This is a genomic window from Paenibacillus sp. Soil724D2 (assembly GCF_001427935.1).
Lineage (GTDB): Bacteria > Bacillota > Bacilli > Paenibacillales > NBRC-103111 > Paenibacillus_E.
In genome coordinates this window covers 40,132-58,959 of the sequence record NZ_LMRY01000008.1, presented here as the reverse complement: position 1 = coordinate 58,959, position 18,828 = coordinate 40,132, and the positions used below count along the sequence as shown (strand labels likewise).

The window sequence follows — 18,828 nt, the reverse complement described above, 5'->3', positions numbered from 1 at the left end:
TAGCAGTCTTTAGGGACTTCTGTTACTATGGAATGCTAACAAAAATGGTGAAAATGCTTAAATTAGCCCTTCACTGACGTAAATCGGCTTTATTTTGCGAGTTTTGTTTTTCTCTTTCGATGTATTTTTCCCCTTCACAACAGGAGATGTCATTTCAAACGAATGACTTTCGGTTTTCCTCAACTTTCCTTTCAATCGATGGATACGTTTCTCCAGTGCTTCCTCGACCTCGTTTTGCCTTTTATCTCCACGATGAAGCGAACGGCGGCGCCAGAGCTTCGCCCAAGCCTCCTCAGCGTAAAATATCGCCTGAGCAAAGTTCTTCTCTCGATGTTCGTAATACATCGCTAGCTCCAAATAAGGCTCCAAATGAAGCGCAATGCTCGCTTTTTTGATGGCAATCCAGCGCTTCCATAGTTCAACTGCTCGAAGATTTTCACCATTCTTCTTGTAAAAGGCAGCTAATAGAAGAATGGCAGATTCTTGATCAGCTGGATCAGCTGATCTTGGATCATTCATTAACCTATCAAATAATTCATCGAAATAATTCTCAGCTAATACAGTACGGCCCATTTTGTCTAGCCATACACCTGTTCGGAACAATTCTTCGAGTTCGAGCTCGGGATCAGTTTCAATCTCTTGCTCTCCATTCGACGGCAATCCCTTCATTTGCTCCAGTTCAAAACGGTATGAACCCGGTATTCTTCCTGTAACTTCACTACCCCCGCTCAACAGTTTGCCGAAATGTATGGCAAGTGCAGCTAAAGTAACGATATCGTGCTCATTATGAACGAACACACCTTCAAGTACGGATGGATTTTTCTCCGCCAGATATTGAAAATATAAAGCGGGTGCCATAGACCCCGGCACATCATCTACACGCTCAAAGCCAAGGCGGCTCTCTTCAACTTTGCTAAGACGGCAAGAAGGAAGCGTGTTTCGCCATAAGCTTCGCGAGGGATAAAGAAGATCAAGTTGAAGGAGCTTCCCATCGTCCAATTGGAGTCGATTAAGAACATAGCGATTCTTTAGAATCGGCCAATCGAACGTTCGGCCATTGTAGGAAATAATATGCGTGAAGCGGTCGAGCAGTTCTTGCAAATAAACAAGCATAGCATGCTCTTCCGCTGGGTTGCGAATCAACAGCTGTTCTACCGTGAACAGCTCACCGGTATAAAAGCCGATGCCGACCATGAACGGCACGTTACCTGCACCGACGCCGAGTCCGGTCGTTTCGGTGTCGAAGAAGAGCAACTCTTCGAGCCGGACGACGGCGTCACGGTCGTGAAAGCAGGACAGCTGCTGCGCAACATCGGCCAGCTCACGCAGCCGATACTTGCCGTGCACGCTGTCCGCGCCGTATACACGGCGCCGCATCACGAACGAGCCAGCTGGACTCGTTTCTACATGGGCGCCTAGCTGCGTCCACTCGCCGTCTGCCACAGGCAGCGTCGGCGCTGCCGTCTGAGCCGCTGAAGGTCCCCGCAGACGGCCCAGCCTCTCACGGAGCCCGCTCATCGGGCACCGCCTTCGAGCTGCGCAAGCAGCTCCAGCGCATGCTGCATATCATTGGCCGAACGCCCCGCCGACATCTCCTCGTCGAAGGTAAACCAATAAAAGCTCGTATGCAGCTCTTCTTCAGCTAACCGTATAGGACCGGAGCGTTTGTTCTCATTCGTTTTTTTTATGTAGTAGGGTACTGAACCTCGCATTTATAATCCCTCCATTAATAAAAGGGATTTTTTCTTTGCATCCATCCCTTCTATTTCAGTTCCAATACATGAAGGGCAGCCATCTTCACAGGGGCATTTTCGAATTAAGTTTCTGGCTGCTTCTTTTATTTCGTCGAATCGTTTATATACGTCTTCCGCTAATCCGATACCACCGGGGTAATGGTCGTATATAAAGATCGTAGGCAGCTGAGAATGTTCTGCCCTTATTTGTGAAACTACGTGAATGTCGCTACGGTCGCACATTACAAGAATAGGTACAATATGCCTTATTACATTGGATATTCCCATTAATAGCTGCTCTAGTGTTTTTATTTCTAAAGCCGGGTCAACCTCATTTATTTCTACCCAGGTCGCGCTGGTATGCAGTTCTTCTTCGGGAAGCTTAATCGGGCCGTATCCAATATTTTCGAAACTGGTCAAACGGATTTTTTTAAACATGGTTGCCATAACATTTACTGCAGCATCGCCGTAATGAATTGACGTTGTACGCCTTTTTCCCGTTCGGTCTATAGATAAGACTTTTAGCTTTACTGCCAGGTTCGCGTCGGTGTAATACTCTACATCGACTTCCCGTACGTATGCCTTCTTATGTTCCCAGTCTAATTTTTCTACTTGAAACTGTACTCCCTCATGAAGATATATTGCTTCGTCGTGCAAAAGGGTCATGGCGCTAAATCTGTCCATCTCGCCAATAATTTTTACGTTCGCTACGTCTGACTGGTCGATAATTACTACATTTTCCTGCGCTGCGGATCGAAGACTTACTTCATGGGCAGGAAATGACTGGCTTGCCCAGTAAAACGAATCCCCAGCATGAGTAAGTACCCTTTCTTCTACAAGGTATTCCAATATATCGGTTATCTCCAATGGGCCGAATTCTTCCCCAATTTTTACGGGAAGTTCATACGCTGCACAACGCAAATGATCTACCAGGATTAATAAATTCTCTGGGTTAATTCTTGCCGATTCCGGGGAACGTTCGAAAAAGTATTCTGGATTTAAGACGAGATACTGGTCTATAGGGGTATTACTGGCTACCATAACCACCAGGGCTTCTCCATGCCGTCTTCCAGCCCGACCTGCTTGCTGCCATGTGCTCGCAACGCTACCCGGATACCCCGACATAATACAGACTTGAAGCTGCCCAATGTCTACCCCAAGTTCTAAAGCATTCGTACTTACTACGCCTAAAATTTCCCCGTTCCTTAATCCTCTTTCAATTTCCCGGCGCTGATTCGGTAAGTAGCCACCCCGGTATCCCCTTATGGATTTGGCCCCTAGTTCATTTTTTACGAGTTCCTGCAGATGACTTAATATTAACTCTACTCTTATCCGACTGCGGGCAAAAACAATAGTCTGTACTTTATTTGATAAAAATTCTTTGGCTAACTGGTTTACTTCTACTGTTGCACTTTTCCGAATGTTTAACGACTTATTTACAATTGGCGGGTTATAGAAAACAAAATGCTTCCTTCCCCTTGGTGCGCCGTTATCGTCAATTAGCCGCATAGGCTTTCCTGTAAGCTGTTCAGCTAGTTCCTTCGGATTCGCTATAGTTGCAGAAGTGCAAATGAAAAGTGGATTACTGCCGTAAAATTTGCAGATTCGTTGTAATCTACGTATAACATTTGCTACATGGCTGCCGAAAACGCCCCTGTACGTATGTAGTTCATCAATGACAATGTATTTAAGATTACTAAATAAACTTACCCATTTCGTATGATGGGGAAGGATTGCGGCATGTAACATATCTGGGTTAGTAATTACAATATGCCCTACTGTTCTTACAAGCTGCCTAATGGCTGGGGCAGTATCGCCGTCATATGTAAAGCTTTTTATATCAATGCCCATTTCAGTAATGATTTCGTTTAATTCGCTTTTTTGGTCTTGCGCCAAGGCTTTCGTTGGGAATAAGTAAAGCGCACGGCTTCCGTCGTCTTCGGCTACTGCCTGTAATACAGGAAGGTTATAACAAAGTGTTTTACCCGAAGCAGTTGGAGTGACAGCAACAATATTTTCACCTTTACGTACAGTTTCATAAGCTGTGTGCTGGTGAGTGTACAACTGTTCTATTCCTCTTTGAGCTAATGCAGCCTTTATTCTTAGGTCTACACTTTCAGGCATTGAACGGGTCTTTGCTTCTTGCGGTTCAACTTCATGCCAATTAACTATATTTTCATTGCTTTTTAATCCTTGTATTAGATCCGATAGGGATTTTTTTCTTATCATATTTTCACCACTCCGCATAGAACGACTGTTCCCCTATTATAAACGTCTCACACAAAATAAAAAAGCCCCATTTATTTACTGGGACCTTTTCTTATGTAACCTACTATTCATTTTTTTGCTTCAATTTCCCGACAGCTGCGGCAGTACCCAGAAGCGAACGCCAGGTAATATAAGTATGTCTACATGAGATCGGATGAATCATCATAATCATACCGAATTCCTTCATGTTCTATAGTTGCCAGCTGAGCATTGACAGTGAGCGCCTGCTCCACATTCTCTTGCATTTTGAGCAAAACCTCATGATAATCTCTTGAACGATGCTCTTCCCTATCATGTTTCATCGCTGTTCTTAGCGCTCTTTCAATTATAATAACATCATGACTAGTAAAATTCACGGTTTCTCGCACCTCTTCTTGGTCCTTCATTTCATAACAACTAGTTTTTCCATAATCATGAAAAACCATACAGTTCAAGGGAATTTTCAGAAACTCGTAATTCACATTGAAATCAGGTAATATTAGGAAGATTACAAAATAAGGAGGAATTCATAGTGACAACTTCTTTACCTGCTGAAGTCGAATCCAATCGTCAACCTGACCACGAAATCAATCCTCAATTCCTAACACGTTGGTCGCCACGTTCCTTTACCGATCAAGAAGTGACTGAAGATGTTCTCCTTAGTCTTTTTGAAGCCGCTAGGTGGGCACCATCAGGAAGCAACCTGCAGCCATGGCGCTTCATTATTGCCCGTACACCCGAGCAAAGAGCCAAATTTCACAACTTCATTATGCCGGGTAACCGAGAATGGTGCGAAAAAGCTCCCGTCCTCACCCTCGTCATTTCACATACCAAAACGCCAAAAGGCGGCGATAACCCAAGTCACGCGTTCGATGCTGGTACTGCTTGGGGCTACCTCGCTTTAGAAGCCAATAATCAAGGTCTAGTCACTCACGCTATGGGCGGATTCGACCGGAATCAAGCCCGTGAAGCCCTTCAAATCCCTGAAGAGTACGATATACATGCCGTGATCGCTATTGGTTACCGTGGCCCGGTCAGCGCTCTCGATGAGAAGTTCCAAGAACGTGAAATCCCATCAGGCAGACGTGAGTTAAGCGAGCTTTTATATGATGGAGAATTTGGTCAGACACTTTAATTTTTTGATATAAGAACACCTCACGACATGATTGAAATCATGTCATGAGGTGTTCTCTCTTTTTATATGGGAGACCAGATGTTACAACCTGCTTCAAATCTACCAAAAGAAGCCTCACTCCTTGAAGGAGCAAGGCTTCACATTCAAACATACGGCGGATCCCAAGCCTTCTTATCCCAACCGAGCGTATCACTGACCACGTTCATGTCCCGGTCCAGCAGCACATTGACACCGAAAGGCAGCTTGCGTTTGTGCCAGAAGCGCACATCACGCCACTGCACTTCATAACCGTCGTTCTTCTCTTTCCAACACACATGAATCCGTTGCGCGAAGTGCAAGAATGCGCGAACGCCATCCGTAGCCATAGTAGCCTTAACAATAGGATGCGATTCGTTCTGATTGTAATCCGATTTGCTGTACTCCTCTTGAATCAAAACGCGGCCATGTTGGATCTCTCCTAGATAGAAGCATTTGTCACCCTCAAGAACAAACTGCCATTGAAACCAGCTTAGACTCGGAATGAGATGACAGATGCCATCTGCGATGTTCAATTCACTTTTTACTAGCTTAACGAATCGATTGCGCTGCGAGGCTCTAATAGCAATATAGAGGAAGGTTGCCGCATATATCAAAGCGAACATCTCTCCGATATGACTGCCGCCATTTCCTTGCCAAATGAACAACCATAGTAGGACACCAAGACCATGAAGACCAAATAAAAATGGTTCATAGAGACAGAGGGTATCGAGATGGAACCATTTCTGGGAAAATGGACGGAAGCACTGGACGCCATACACATTGAATAAATCTAGAAATACGTGGAACACAACAGCTGCAAATGTCCATAGATATAAGCTAATTAGATGCTCCCATACACCAAACATGGCAGCGAGGGGCAGACTTATAAGGATGGGCCAAATGAACAAAGCCGGCAGCGAATGAGTGATCCCTCGATGAACGCGAACATAGTTCGCATATCCTCTCAGACGCGCAAAGGTATCAAAATCAGGGGCATGCGAACCAATGAGTGTTCCTGCAAGTATGGCATGAGCCAGCTCAGGCTCTTGTGCAACGGCCGGTTCCAAACATGCCAATCCCGCTAACGTGACGCCGAACAATAAGTGGCTTCCTGTGTCCATGTGCCGATCACCAATCCTTTTGGTCGTTGTGTGAGTCATCCTGCTGCTTCCGTGGTTAAATCTATACTTCCGATCACATCGTCCCTTGTAGTAACGGCTGTTGCTGATGGGCCCCTCTCCCACCGTTCATGAACATTAAACCAATAAAACCACGCCGAAGGCTGCTCACGGATAACCCGCTCCATGAACGCATTCAAAAGTAAGTTTGCCTCAGCACGTTCTGAACGTCCTGAACGCTCAAATTGTTCGTGTATGTGAATTGGAGATCCAAAAACTAACCGATGCTTAAACCCTTTAAGACGAAACCCATAGAACGGCACAACTGGCACATGATGCTCAAGCGCTAACATGGCAGCACCTTCAGGTGTACGAGTTAGTCGGCCAAATAACCTGGATAAAGGAAATGTCGGTCTCCAGAAGTCGCCGAGGATGAAAATGACCCCGCCGCTCTGCACATGCTTTTTCAATGTACGATATAGCGCAAGCGGGGGGACACTATCGTAATCTAAGCCGTTACAGCCCATAGCGGCAAACTTCATATACAGAGGTTTAAGTTCGGGACTTCCCGCTGAAGCCACCGTTAAGCAATCGAATTTCTGAGTCAAATACCAATAATAATTGAAGAAATTGCCAACATGCGGTGCATAGACAATGAATCCCTTACCCTTCGCTTGACGCTGTGCTTCTTGTAGATGTTCCTCACCTTGAACGTCAAAATGACTTGCATGAAGCTCTTTCAACCGAACAGAAAGGAAGAGAATTTCATAAAGCGTATACACGATATTTTGAACATAATGCTTGGAGATAACCTTTAATGAACTCTTAGGCATTGCACCTAGCAAGTCTATTAAATTGTGTTCCACTCGCTTTAGAAACCCTTTTCGGAATACCCGATAAAGCGCAAACGCCAACATAGTACAAGCAGCTGACATCATCCACATGGGAAAAACGCGGAGCACTCTCTCGATGCGATGCAGCCTACATTCATTCAATGTCAGCTTGGCAATCCATTCATACAAGGTAAGTCCTCCTTACCTACTTAAGTAGTCAGAAAATGGCGTTTATAACGACGTGTAACCCGATTTTTTTGTAAAATAATAAAGAAATCAACGGTCTCGAATAGCTCATCATATGCCGGGTCTCCGCCAATCTCTGCTCCGAGCCATTGATAGCCTTTCATCAGAGGCGGCAGTTTACGGAATAGCTCTTTCTCATTGCTATCGACTTCTATTTGAGTAAGGCCAGGGATTCGATGCGTGGCAAGCGGTTCAATGCCGAATCGGTCCGTTATCACCTGCTTTTGGCGCAGCATCGAGTAGATCAAATTTAGCTCCTCCAAATTGCCCACATGCACACTCGCACAACCAATTAAATGCGTATAATTTCGCTCGCTAATATAACCAGCAATTCCTTCCCAAAGGAGTTGAATCGCTTTGCCACCCCGATATTCGGGAGCAATACAGCTCCGTCCAAGCTCCAGCGTTTGACTTTTCAAATCTGAATAGGCAGTAAGATCAAATTCAGTTTCGGAATAAAATCCGATCCCATTCAATGCTCGATCCCCAGGCAGCAACCGATAAGTACCAATAACCTGCTCGGTTTCGATATCTTTCACAATGAGATAATCACAGTAAGCATCGTAGACGTCCTTCTCAAGCCCTTGCTCATTCAGCATCTTCATGTTCTTCTCTTCCTCGACGAAAACTTGATACCTAAGTCGCATAGCCTGCTCAATCTCTTGTGCGCTGCTTGCAAGCCTAACAGACAGCTTGGCATGCTGGGGCGCCGTATTCAGAAGTGGTCCACTCATCTTCCTCACGCCTTTCAACTGGAGTCTAATAACTCAAGATTAGCAGAGGATTATTAAGTGTTCGTTTTCGTGTTATTAAGAATTTGTAATATTTCGTGAATTTCGCACTAAAAACGTCATCATCGTTGTTTAGACATTGATAACTTGAGGTATATAAACGTATACAAACCTTTCTATTTCAAAAGTGGAGGTATCCTGATGAACACAGCCCGTTTACAACGAATTCGTGAAGAAGAAAAGCAATATCATGAAGATTGCTTCGAGCAGCATCGCCTTTATACCAAGGGGTCGTGGCTGGACAAACCCATTCCGCTGATCATGGAACTCGTTAAGCTGATTGATCATGACCACCCGCTTTCCATACTGGACTTGGGCTGCGGGGTAGGGCGTAATAGTATTCCTCTCGCGCAATGGCTCAAGTCATCTTTAGGCCATGTTCATGGTGTAGATTTGCTTGATATGGCTTTAGAGAAACTGCATACTTATAGCAAGGAGTTTAGCGTAGAGCATCTGATCAGTACTGAACAAGCAGATATTAGTACGTATGAGATCCCGCCAAATAGCTACGATTATATCGTTGCTGCCTCTAGCCTGGAGCACGTGAAATCCGACACAGCTTTCAAACAAGTACTCCGAAGGATGGCCGCGGGCACCAAGCCAGGTGGCATTAACTTTATTATGATGAATACGAATATTGAAGAATTCAACCATCAAACTGGCAGAAAGCGTGAAACGCTCATCGAAGTTGTCATGCCGAAAGAGAATGCCCTGACAATCCTTCAATCAAATTACGAGGGCTGGGAACAGCTTCATCTCTCGGATACGCCGATGCGTCTGGATATTTCAAGACATGACGTTCCTGTTATTCTCAAGGCAGATAGTCTTACGTATGTGGTGAAATTACCTAATTAACGTAGGATGATTCCCTGCAGACTATCATTCTTCTTTCAGCATTTTCCATATTTGGGATGCAAAAAAGAACAGAGCTCTTATTACGAGCTCTGCTCTTCAACATACACGGCACTATTTTAACCACATGTAAATGGGTATAAATAAAATCGAAGTCATAATCCCACAAATCCCCATGGATAATCCAGCAAATCCACCCTGTTGTTCAGAATCCTTGAATACTCTGGCTGTTCCAATGCCATGTGCCGCTGTTCCAATTGCAATGCCGATCGAGATATCATCTCTAATTCGAAACCAACTCAAGATTCGAGTACCAAACATACTGCCCAGCAGCCCAGTTAAAGTGGTTAATACCGCTGTTAATTCAGGAATCGCGCCTAAATGTGCGGCTATTTCAATGGAGATGGCCGAGCTTACTGATTTGGGAAGCATACTTAGGATAATGGACTGACTTCCTCCCAATAACCCCACAATGGCTGCACTTGCTGCAATACCCGTAATTGAACCCGCTAAAACACTTATCAAGACACGCGCCATATTTCTACGTATCAATTCTCTATATTTGTAAAGAGGTACGCCTAACGCAACTGTTGCAGGCCCTAATAAAAGCGTTAGCACGTCAGCCCCTCGTTTAAAGTCCTCATAAGGAATACGCAAACTTACTAGTACAATGATAATGAAACCCGTACAACTAAAAAGAGGATGCATAAACCGCCATCTTTGGTACATCAAATTGGCTAACGCATAGCTGATCACACTTAGAGAAAGACCAAACAATGGATGCTGCAGTATGCTATTCGCCATGTTCGGCACTCTCCTGTCCTAGCTTTGACGATACCCAACCTGTAACTACAAGAACAGCCACCGTTGCACCGACAGTCCCTCCGCAAATAGCAAGCCAATTAGCTCCAATGATCGGAATAAATGCTAGAACGCCAACCGTAAAAGGAATAAAAAAGAGCATCATATGCCTCGTCAACAGTGAAGCCGCTTCTTCCACCCAAGTTAGCTTTACGAGCTTAGTAAACAACGCCGCGGTAAAAAGAATGAGCCCGATCACGTTGCCGGGTAGCGGCAGGTGCAGGCTCAACTGAATCACATAACCTAAGAAATTAAAGCCTAGTAATATAGCAAAACCGAGCATAAATATTCTCCATTTCAGCTGCGTGCAGCACTATCCTGAGTCTCTGTAATAATTTCGTATTTCCCTAAACATAACACAAAAAATCGAGGACATAAAAATAGAAAGCAGCACTTCGGCAAGTGAAATTTCCATATGATCACCTCGGTTAACGTGGGATTATGTTTATTGTATGAAGGAAATCCGGGAAATTGACTTCTTAAACAGTGAATAATCTTATTGACCTTGTGGAATCGTATAACAGGATGTCAATCTATCGCCTCAAAGGGAGGGAAGAAATACTATGGCAAAGCCAGATAATCGCGAAGATAATCCAGCCCGTTTGCAGAACGCCATCGATCATACGATAGCCAATCTGCACGAAGCTGAGGACTACTTGGACGAACATGCTGATGAAATAACTGCCGAGGAAAAACAAAGCATCGAATCCAAGAATGAACGCCGCAAAGAAAGCATCAGCGGCTTCATCGAAGAGAAAAAAGACGAATCGAACAGATAAGAAAAGCGAGAAGCCACTTCCAAAAATCGGGGGTGGCTTTTCTTTATTACCCTTTACGCGGTACTTCAAAGCTCCAGAAATCCTTAGCTATGTAGCTATTGCTGTGAATCTTCTGAGCCTCTTGCAAAAGCTCCATTACGGCATCACCCTGATATCGCGAGCTAATATGTGTCATGATCAGCGCATTCGCTCCCGCTTCCTGAGCAGTTCTTGCCGCATCAATTGAAGTGGCATGATCAAACGAATACGCAAGCTCCTGCTTATCCATGGCGAATGTAGCCTCGTGCACAAGCACATCAGCGCCTCGTGCCAAGTGCTGAGCTCCGCTGCAGTAGCGCGTGTCACCAAGTATAACGACAATACGTCCGGGTATCGGCGCACCTAGAAAATCAGTCCCATGAAGCGTACGACCATCCTCCAACTGGACGGATTGGCCTTGCTTCAATTTACCATAAAGCGGACCTGCCGGTACGCCGAGTTCCATTAGTTTTTCCTGCATAAGCTTGCCAGGTTGATCCTTCTCTACGATCCTGTAACCGAAGCATTCGATACGATGCTCTAATCGTGCCGTCTCGACTTGGAAGCTTTCATCTTCGAAAATCAAACCTTCTTCCTCGATTTCCACAATCTGAAGCGTATACGTTAAATGAGCCCCGCTAACTGAGAGGGCCGTCTCAACAAAACTCTTAAGACCCCGCGGTCCATATAGCGTAAGAGGTGTATCCCCTCCTAAATAGGAACGACTCGTTAACAAACCAGGTAGACCGTACAAATGATCCCCATGCAGATGCGTGATGAAAAGCATCTCCGTTCGTCCCAATTTCACTGGAGAGTTCAGAATCTGCTGTTGCGTCCCTTCCCCACAGTCGAACAGCCAGTAGGTTCCGCGTTCATCCAGCAGGTTTAAAGCGATTGAGGTGACATTTCGTTGTTTGGAAGGCATACCCGCCCCCGTGCCCAAAAAATACAAGTCCACGATCTAAACTCCATTCTATCTAAAATCACAATGCCAAAATGTAAAGCGAGGACGCCGACGAACCATGTAGTTCGCACAAGCTGCCTCGCTTTATACATAAACTTTCTATCCTACGTTGAAGTAACGAGCTTCCTTATGGGCAAATACGATCGCAGAAACCGATGCTTCCGGCTCCATCATGAACGACTCCGTTAGCTCTACGCCAATATCCTCTGGCTTCAGCAAGTTGAACAACTTCGCTTGGTCCTCGAGATTCGGACATGCCGGGTAACCGAAAGAGAACCTTTGTCCGACATATTTGGCCCCAAATCTCTCCTGCATGGTCATATCTACACGATCGGCTATCCCCCATACATCGCGCATGATGTGATGAATCCGCTCGGCAAAGCCTTCAGCCATTTCCAGTGCTGTAGCTTGAAGGGCATGGGATTTCAAATAATCCCCTTTATCCCGCCATTCTTTAGCCAATTCATTAATATCATGCCCTGCCGTAACAAGTAAGAAACCTACGTAATCCATTTGCCCGCTTTCTACTGACTTCAGGTAGTCGGATAAGCAAAGATAAGGCTCTTTATCTTGACGCGGGAATGTGAAGGTTTCAAGCACTTTACTGTGATCCTGCGGGTCATACACGATGACATCGTTACCGCTGGATTGTGCTGGGAAGAAACGGTACATCCCGTGGGCTTTGATAATCCCATTATGCTGTGCAGCATATAGAATTGAATCCACTGTATCCTTCAATTGAAGGGCTTTCGTATCTTTGTCGCTAAGCAGCTGCTCTACTTTACCTTTCAAACCAAGATGATGACCAAGCAGCATCTGCATGTTGACATAAGGCATTAGATGGCTTATCGGGTAATCCCTCATAATATGGCGTTCTGTATCCTGCGGCACTTGCACAGGAAGATCCTTGGATACAGCAGACGAACTCACACGTGTGAGCTGTGGCAGTTTCTCTTCCTTCTTACCGGTATCCATCACATCAGATTCCAAGCTCTCTCTTAGCTCCTGAATGAGACGTGATCGTTGTTCAGGGTCACTCAGTCTGTTTGCAATATCCAGCCCATCCATCGCGTCCTTTGCATAAAGAACTACACCTTCATATTCAGGCTGAATACGTGTTTTGGTAAATTTACGTGTTAGAGCAGCACCGCCAACCAGAATCGGTACATCCACACCTGCTGTACGTAAATCTTGGGCCGTGATAACCATTTGCTGAGCCGATTTCACGAGCAATCCAGATAAACCAATCGCGTCTGGAAGCTCTCTTCGATAGGCTTCAATGATTTGCTCCGGCGGTACTTTAATCCCAAGATTAATGATCTTATAACCATTGTTCGATAGGATAATTTCGACCAGATTTTTACCGATATCATGTACATCACCTTTAACGGTTGCAAGAATAATTTTCCCCTTAACCGCTGTTTCGGATTTCTCCATGAATGGTTCCAAGTAATTAACTGAAGCCTTCATGACTTCCGCACTTTGTAAAACCTCAGCCACAATCAGTTCATTCCCATTAAAAAGGCGTCCAACTTCCTCCATCCCCTTCATGAGCGGCCCATTGATGACTTCAAGCGGCGAATAAGTCTGTAAAGCAATTTCCAAATCAGGGATCAGCCCTTCCTTGGTCCCTTCCACGACATAAGAGCCAAGTCTTTCTTCTAGAGTCAGATTCGAAATCTTCTCTTTCTTTTCCACTTTTTTCTCACGGAAATGAGCAACAAATTGTGCCAGTGTCTCATCATTCGTATTGTAAATAAGTTCTTCAGCTAATTGACGCTCTGTATCCGGGATGGAAGCATAACGCTCCAATTTTTCTGTATTCACAATGGCATAATCTAGGCCTGCCTTCGTACAATGGTACAGATATACGGAATTCAGCACTTCACGCCCAGCATCCGGTAAACCGAAGGAGATATTACTTAATCCTAGAATTGTTTTGGCTTTAGGAAACTTTTCTTTAATCAGCTTGATGCCCTCAATCGTCTCTACGGCGGAACCGATGTACTGCGGATCTCCGGAGCCTACTGGGAACATATTGGGATCAAATATAATATCCTCCGGATTCATGCCATACTTCTGTGTCAAAAGCTCGTAAGACCGCGTCGCCACTTCGATCTTCGCTTCTCGCGAAACAGCCTGGCCTCGTTCATCAATGAGAATACAAACAACCGCAGCCCCATAACGTTTGATTAAAGGTAAAATTCCTTCGAACTTCGTTTCGCCATCCTCCAAGTTAATGGAGTTAATGATCGCCTTACCTTGGGAGTACTTAAGTCCTAGCTCAATAATATGGTCATATGTCGAGTCAATCATTAACGGAACTTTGACTTTCTTCACAACCTGCTGCATGAACTCTTCAACGGCATAAGCTTCGTCAATGTCTGTATCCTGCAGATTAATATCAATAACGTGAGCGCCGTTCTTAACTTGATTACGCGCAATCTCAGAGCCCTCTTCAAACTTCCCTTCTTTAATCAGGCGTTTGAATTTTCGGGAACCTGAAATATTGGTCCGTTCGCCAACCATGATCGGACGATTTTCTGGCTCGATAAATAACGTTTCAATCCCGGAGACAGCAGGTAAATGCGAACCATATTGCGTTCTTGGCTTATACTGAGAAAGCGTCTCCGCCATTGCACGAATGTGATCCGGCGTTGTCCCACAGCACCCACCGGCAATATTGAGCCAGCCTTGCTCTGCAAATCCGGCCATCTTTTTAGCCAAAGATTCAGGAGACTCGTGGTAATGTCCGTTCTCATCCGGCAAACCGGCATTCGGATAACAACTAATTGCTGTTTCAGCAATATCAGACAATGTTCGGATATGATCCCTCATAAATTCAGGTCCTGTAGCACAGTTCAACCCCATTGAAATAGGCTTCAAATGTTCTAAAGAAATATAGAAGGATTCAATATTTTGACCGGCTAATGTTGTGCCCATCGGCTCAATCGTACCCGAGATCATTATTGGAAGTTCAACACCCAATGTTTCATAAGCTCTGCGAATTCCAATACTGCCTGCTTTTACATTCAGAGTATCTTGAGAAGTTTCCAATAGTAGTGCATCCACGCCCGCTTCAACCAGAGCTAATGCTTGCTCATAATAACTCTCCTCTAGCTGAGCGAATGTGACTCCACCGGTTACCGACAACGTTTTGGTTGTTGGACCCATGGCTCCGATAACATAACGAGGCCACTCCGGTGTCGAATATTTATTCGCTGCTTCGATAGCCAGTTTGGCTGCCGCAAGATTTAATTCACGATGACGATCTTGCAAATCATACTCCGCTAGTACCACGCTCGTGGTCCCGAATGTATTTGTTTCTATCATATCAGCGCCAGCGGCGAAGTAAGCTTCATGAATTTTGCGAATAACATCTGGCCGAGTAACGCAAAGAATTTCATTACAACCGTCCAGATCATCGCTCCCGAAATCTTCAGCTGTTAAGTTCTCTTGCTGAATCATTGTACCCATGGCACCATCTAGGATCATGATTTTCTTTTTAAGCTGCTCTTGTATTGGTGTTTTGGTCATTGCATGACTCCCTTTCAACTTATCCTAAAGCAATAGAGAATAAAAAAAACGACAAATTATGTTATGCTTTAGTGTAACAGAATCCGGCTTCTATGAAAAGAATTTGAATTATCACAATTACCTATAGGTTTTATCGGAAATTCTTATGTTCGACCATCGACAGCTAGCTATATTTCCACTATAATACATAAGGAGAGACTTTGATCTCCAATCAAAGATCCCTATATTATATTTACTCAGAAAGAGGGATGCAGCTTGGCACAAATTAGAATTCGCAATACGAATGAACGTATTGAAGGCGAAGAGCAGGTCAAAGCCTTCTTGGATAGTCAAAATGTTGTATATGAACACTGGGATGCTAACAAGCTTCCGGTAGCACTACGTGAGAAATTCATTCTAAGTGATGAAGAGAAAGCTGAAATTATTAGTACTTATGAAGAAGAAATTCGTGATTTGGCTGCTAGACGCGGTTATGAAATTTGGGATGTAATCGCGCTTTCCGATTCAACGCCTAACATCGAAGAGCTTCTGAAGAAATTCGAACAAGTACACACACATACGGAAGATGAAATTCGTGCAATCGTTTCTGGACGAGGAATTTTCATTATCAAATCCGAAAGCGAAGTTGGCTATTTTGATGTTGAACTTGAACCAGGCGATGTGATCTCAGTTCCTGAGAACACGAACCATTTCTTCACACTTATGGATAATCGTGAAATCGTTGCCGTTCGTCTCTTCATCGAAAAAGATGGCTGGGTTGCTTATAACATTGATGATCCAGAATTTAGCAAAGCCTAATTCTATTATATGATGCAAAAACCCAACAGCGCTGGACTTAACGTCCTATGCAGCCGTTGGGTTTTTATTTATTCTGTGTTATCCGTTAGCAATAATCGGTAAAATATCTTGAAGACGGGAAACCTCATATACAGGAACGATCTCATCTCCACTTTGAAGCCCATGGTGATTAATCCAAATATTGCGCATACCTACGCTGCTAGAACCAAGGATATCGGTTGTCAATTTATCTCCGATCATGATTCCTTCCTCAGCTTCTATCCCAAGAAGTCCCAGAGCATGGTTAAAAATCGATGTCGCTGGCTTACCTACGCCAAATTCACCCGAGATCACAATATGATCAAAGTATGGTGCGATATTGGGGACACCTGCTAATTTTTCCTTTTGCAGATCTGGCGAGCCATTCGTTAATAACAGTAATTGATAGCTGCCTTTCAAAGCGTCCAATACTCGAAACGTTTCCTCATATACGTAAGGACGGCGTCGGCGTTCTGCTGGAAATAGTTCTCCAAGCTTATACCCGAGCTCACGATCCTCTATCCCCAACGCCGCAAGCCCTCTTGTCCAAGACTCCGTACGATATCCTGGCGCTAGTTTCTCAAGCTTACGAAAGTTCTCATTCTCACCTTGTGTGAAATTAGCCCATAAGCCTTCAAAGGGATTAATCCCAATCATCTTCGTAAACGCAAAGGTTTCAAAAGATTCATATAAAGAACGCGCTTCCTTGCGAACAGAGGCTTCCAATTCCGCGGGATTCACCGCAACGTGCTTTGCAGCTTCAGCACTTGTCGCTTCGAATGCTTCCTGCACACTGCGATCATCCCACAGAAGCGTATCATCTAAATCAAAAAGCACAGCTTTCAACGTCATCATTCATTTCCCCTTTTGAATGTTGTATCTATATGAGCAGCGATTACTCTTCGTCCGTAAACTTGATGGAATCAAGTTGAACTTTAAGATTGCCGCGGAATGCTTCAATATATTTCTTTCTGAGTTCGTTGCGTTCATCGATTTCCGCATCTGTTAAGCCAACTGTTTTCGCTTTACGAGCAAGCTCATTAATACGTTCGATATTCTGTTCCATGTTGTCACTCATAATGATCCTCCCAGTCAAAAATTCAATATGAGTACTACTTTGCCATCCCTACTAAGGAATGTCAAGAGACAACAAAAAGAGGCATAGGAACATGTGTCCAAGCCTCATCATATTTAGAGTCTATTAAAAATAGCAGAGTGAATTTAAGGAAGCAATAAAACCTGTCCTTCTTTCAAGGAGCTGGTGGATAAATGATTGATTGTCTTTAATTTATGTATGTAGGAACGAACGTTCTCATCGTTTTTTTTATGTGTGGAAGCAATATCCCAGAGTGTGTCTCCACGTTGAATAACGACTTGATCTTGTACGACAGCTTTCGGAGTGATGTTAATAGGTGTCTTGGAAACTGCGGTCTTCGCAGTTGCAGCCCCATCCCCTGCATAGGCTTGAACCATAGCACCAAATGAAAACAAAGTACCAAGAATAACTGCTAATAAAATGAAGCGAACAATAGCTTTTGTATAACTAGAATGAAATGTCATCCCTTTGGATGTGCTAGCAGATCTATGAGGTGCGTTTGTTGTGTTAGTGTTTGAATAAGCCATATACATGAATAATCATCTCCCAAACATTTGTTCTGGTATTAGAATAACACGAACACATGTTTGAGTCAACCCTTTTCTCGAACTTATGTTTGTACGAACTCGGGTTCTATGTTATACTTTGGGTAATGATTCCCAGTATTGGAGTGATAACTATTGAGTAAGATTTCGCAGCGTCAACAAGCTATATTGGAATTCATTAAGAATGAAGTGAAAGATAAGGGGTACCCACCTTCCGTTAGAGAAATCGGCGAGGCAGTTGGACTAGCTTCTAGTTCTACAGTTCATGGACATTTGGAGCGTCTTGAGAAGAAAGGTATGATTCGTCGAGATCCTACAAAGCCACGTGCTATTGAAATTCTAGGACTTGACGGTGCGGAAACGCATTTTGCAGTTTCTGTAGCTCGTGTACCTCTCGTTGGTAAAGTTACAGCCGGTGTGCCTATTACAGCAACAGAGAACATCGAAGACTACTTCCCTCTTCCTGTCAGCATGGTAGGAGATAATAATGTGTTCATGCTTAGCGTCATGGGTGACAGTATGATCGAAGCCGGTATTCATAATGGCGATTATGTCATCGTAAAGCAACAGCAAACCGCTAATAACGGGGATATTGTTGTAGCAATGACGGAAGATGATGAAGCAACGGTGAAACGCTTTTACAAGGAGAAGGATCATATTCGTCTTCAACCGGAGAACTCGGCTTTGCAGCCAATCCTTTTGAAACATGTTACGATTCTTGGCCGTGTCATTGGTTTGTTCCGGGATATGTAATAGCACTACAGCCCTTATTCTACATACAATGCCAATGATAAAGAACCGAGAGGACAATAGTCCCTCGGTTCTTTTGGATGTAAACAGCCTTAAATTACATGGAGCAATGGGGCAAATTGAGGAACTTAAAAGATAGTGAGGCAATCGATCCAAATATAGATATTTCAAAGTTAATGAAATGGGCTTTAATCCCGTCATAGCCAAAAAGGCTGAACTGTGGATTCAGATAAGAGCCTCTAGAGACTGCTATTACGTCATTAAGATCAAATTTTGCGTAAATAGAAGCTTCTAGAGACTTCTATTCGGTAATATTTGGCCCTATTTGATTCAACTTTAAGGAATAGGAATCTTTAAAGACTTCTATTCTTAATATTTCCACACTTTTGGACAAATTAGCGGTCTCTAGAGACTTCTATTTTCTATTTTCTAGCTTCTAGCTTCCTTTTTCCTTCTGCGGTCTTCATCAGCTATCTGCTATCTGCTATC

Annotated in this window: 19 protein-coding genes; 5 read left to right on the top strand and 14 right to left on the bottom strand. The window is 44.1% G+C overall.

The genetic code is table 11. The features are described from left to right. Positions 1–57 precede the first annotated feature (57 nt). The 4 genes from ASG85_RS10525 to ASG85_RS10510 form a co-directional block, all read right to left on the bottom strand. Entirely contained in the window at positions 58–1,518 is a 1,461-nt protein-coding gene (locus tag ASG85_RS10525; RefSeq protein WP_060646169.1) for a ribonuclease H-like domain-containing protein, read from the bottom strand. Continuing rightward, a complete protein-coding gene (locus tag ASG85_RS10520) occupies positions 1,515–1,712 on the bottom strand; it encodes a hypothetical protein (RefSeq protein WP_057302369.1) in 198 nt (65 codons plus the stop codon). Before ASG85_RS10520 ends, ASG85_RS10525 begins: the two co-directional genes overlap by 4 nt. Then, positions 1,713–3,959, bottom strand: coding sequence for a DEAD/DEAH box helicase (locus ASG85_RS10515; RefSeq protein ID WP_060646212.1), 2,247 nt, complete (start codon positions 3,957–3,959; stop codon positions 1,713–1,715). A gap of 182 nt (positions 3,960–4,141) precedes the next feature. Next, positions 4,142–4,357, bottom strand: coding sequence for a hypothetical protein (locus ASG85_RS10510; protein ID WP_063860253.1), 216 nt, complete (start codon positions 4,355–4,357; stop codon positions 4,142–4,144). Between the two features lie 155 nt (positions 4,358–4,512). Here ASG85_RS10510 and ASG85_RS10505 point away from each other — a divergent pair, with 155 nt between their 5' ends. Further along, a complete protein-coding gene (locus ASG85_RS10505; protein WP_057302367.1) occupies positions 4,513–5,115 on the top strand; it encodes a nitroreductase family protein in 603 nt (200 codons plus the stop codon). 143 nt (positions 5,116–5,258) lie between these two features. Here the strand turns inward: ASG85_RS10505 and ASG85_RS10500 are convergent, their stop codons facing one another. The 3 genes from ASG85_RS10500 to ASG85_RS10490 are packed head-to-tail and all read right to left on the bottom strand — an operon-like array spanning position 5,259 to position 8,064. After that, positions 5,259–6,293 (bottom strand): metal-dependent hydrolase, encoded by a 1,035-nt coding sequence (locus ASG85_RS10500; RefSeq protein WP_321166579.1) that lies wholly within the window; start codon positions 6,291–6,293, stop codon positions 5,259–5,261. Further along, positions 6,290–7,273, bottom strand: coding sequence for a lysophospholipid acyltransferase family protein (locus tag ASG85_RS10495; protein WP_060646168.1), 984 nt, complete (start codon positions 7,271–7,273; stop codon positions 6,290–6,292). Before ASG85_RS10495 ends, ASG85_RS10500 begins: the two co-directional genes overlap by 4 nt. 20 nt (positions 7,274–7,293) lie before the next feature. After that, positions 7,294–8,064 carry a GNAT family N-acetyltransferase gene (locus ASG85_RS10490; protein WP_060646167.1) on the bottom strand — a complete coding sequence of 257 codons (771 nt, stop codon included), beginning with the start codon at positions 8,062–8,064 and terminating at the stop codon, positions 7,294–7,296. Positions 8,065–8,262: 198 nt separating this feature from the next. On the opposite strand from ASG85_RS10490, the gene ASG85_RS10485 reads away from it, so the two are divergent. Continuing rightward, positions 8,263–8,976, top strand: coding sequence for a class I SAM-dependent methyltransferase (locus tag ASG85_RS10485; RefSeq protein ID WP_060646166.1), 714 nt, complete (start codon positions 8,263–8,265; stop codon positions 8,974–8,976). A gap of 111 nt (positions 8,977–9,087) precedes the next feature. Here the strand turns inward: ASG85_RS10485 and ASG85_RS10480 are convergent, their stop codons facing one another. Next, the gene (locus ASG85_RS10480) at positions 9,088–9,777 is read right to left on the bottom strand and encodes an LrgB family protein (RefSeq protein WP_060646165.1); all 690 of its coding nucleotides are present in this window, start codon (positions 9,775–9,777) and stop codon (positions 9,088–9,090) included. Beyond that, positions 9,767–10,117, bottom strand: coding sequence for a CidA/LrgA family protein (locus tag ASG85_RS10475; RefSeq protein WP_057302362.1), 351 nt, complete (start codon positions 10,115–10,117; stop codon positions 9,767–9,769). Before ASG85_RS10475 ends, ASG85_RS10480 begins: the two co-directional genes overlap by 11 nt. A 280-nt stretch (positions 10,118–10,397) precedes the next feature. On the opposite strand from ASG85_RS10475, the gene tlp reads away from it, so the two are divergent. After that, complete coding sequence (gene tlp / locus ASG85_RS10470; RefSeq protein WP_057302361.1) at positions 10,398–10,613, top strand: small acid-soluble spore protein Tlp; 216 nt, start codon at positions 10,398–10,400, stop codon at positions 10,611–10,613. 46 nt (positions 10,614–10,659) lie between these two features. Here tlp and rnz read toward each other — a convergent pair whose 3' ends face one another. Then, positions 10,660–11,589 carry a ribonuclease Z gene (gene rnz, locus ASG85_RS10465; protein WP_060646164.1) on the bottom strand — a complete coding sequence of 310 codons (930 nt, stop codon included), beginning with the start codon at positions 11,587–11,589 and terminating at the stop codon, positions 10,660–10,662. Positions 11,590–11,694: 105 nt separating this feature from the next. Beyond that, on the bottom strand, positions 11,695–15,132 hold the full coding sequence (gene metH, locus ASG85_RS10460) for a methionine synthase (protein ID WP_060646163.1): 3,438 nt from the start codon (positions 15,130–15,132) through the stop codon (positions 11,695–11,697). Between the two features lie 255 nt (positions 15,133–15,387). On the opposite strand from metH, the gene ASG85_RS10455 reads away from it, so the two are divergent. Beyond that, positions 15,388–15,930, top strand: coding sequence for a 1,2-dihydroxy-3-keto-5-methylthiopentene dioxygenase (locus ASG85_RS10455; protein WP_060646162.1), 543 nt, complete (start codon positions 15,388–15,390; stop codon positions 15,928–15,930). Positions 15,931–16,008: 78 nt separating this feature from the next. Here ASG85_RS10455 and ASG85_RS10450 read toward each other — a convergent pair whose 3' ends face one another. The 3 genes from ASG85_RS10450 to ASG85_RS10440 form a co-directional block, all read right to left on the bottom strand. Continuing rightward, positions 16,009–16,800, bottom strand: coding sequence for an HAD family hydrolase (locus ASG85_RS10450; protein ID WP_060646161.1), 792 nt, complete (start codon positions 16,798–16,800; stop codon positions 16,009–16,011). A 43-nt stretch (positions 16,801–16,843) separates the two neighbouring features. After that, positions 16,844–17,026 (bottom strand): DUF896 domain-containing protein, encoded by a 183-nt coding sequence (locus ASG85_RS10445; RefSeq protein WP_047677001.1) that lies wholly within the window; start codon positions 17,024–17,026, stop codon positions 16,844–16,846. A 143-nt stretch (positions 17,027–17,169) separates the two neighbouring features. Next, positions 17,170–17,577 carry a LysM peptidoglycan-binding domain-containing protein gene (locus ASG85_RS10440; RefSeq protein ID WP_060646160.1) on the bottom strand — a complete coding sequence of 136 codons (408 nt, stop codon included), beginning with the start codon at positions 17,575–17,577 and terminating at the stop codon, positions 17,170–17,172. A 147-nt stretch (positions 17,578–17,724) separates the two neighbouring features. On the opposite strand from ASG85_RS10440, the gene lexA reads away from it, so the two are divergent. Further along, positions 17,725–18,342, top strand: a complete 618-nt coding sequence (gene lexA, locus ASG85_RS10435; protein ID WP_047676998.1) for a transcriptional repressor LexA — start codon at positions 17,725–17,727, stop codon at positions 18,340–18,342. Positions 18,343–18,828: the final 486 nt, after the last annotated feature.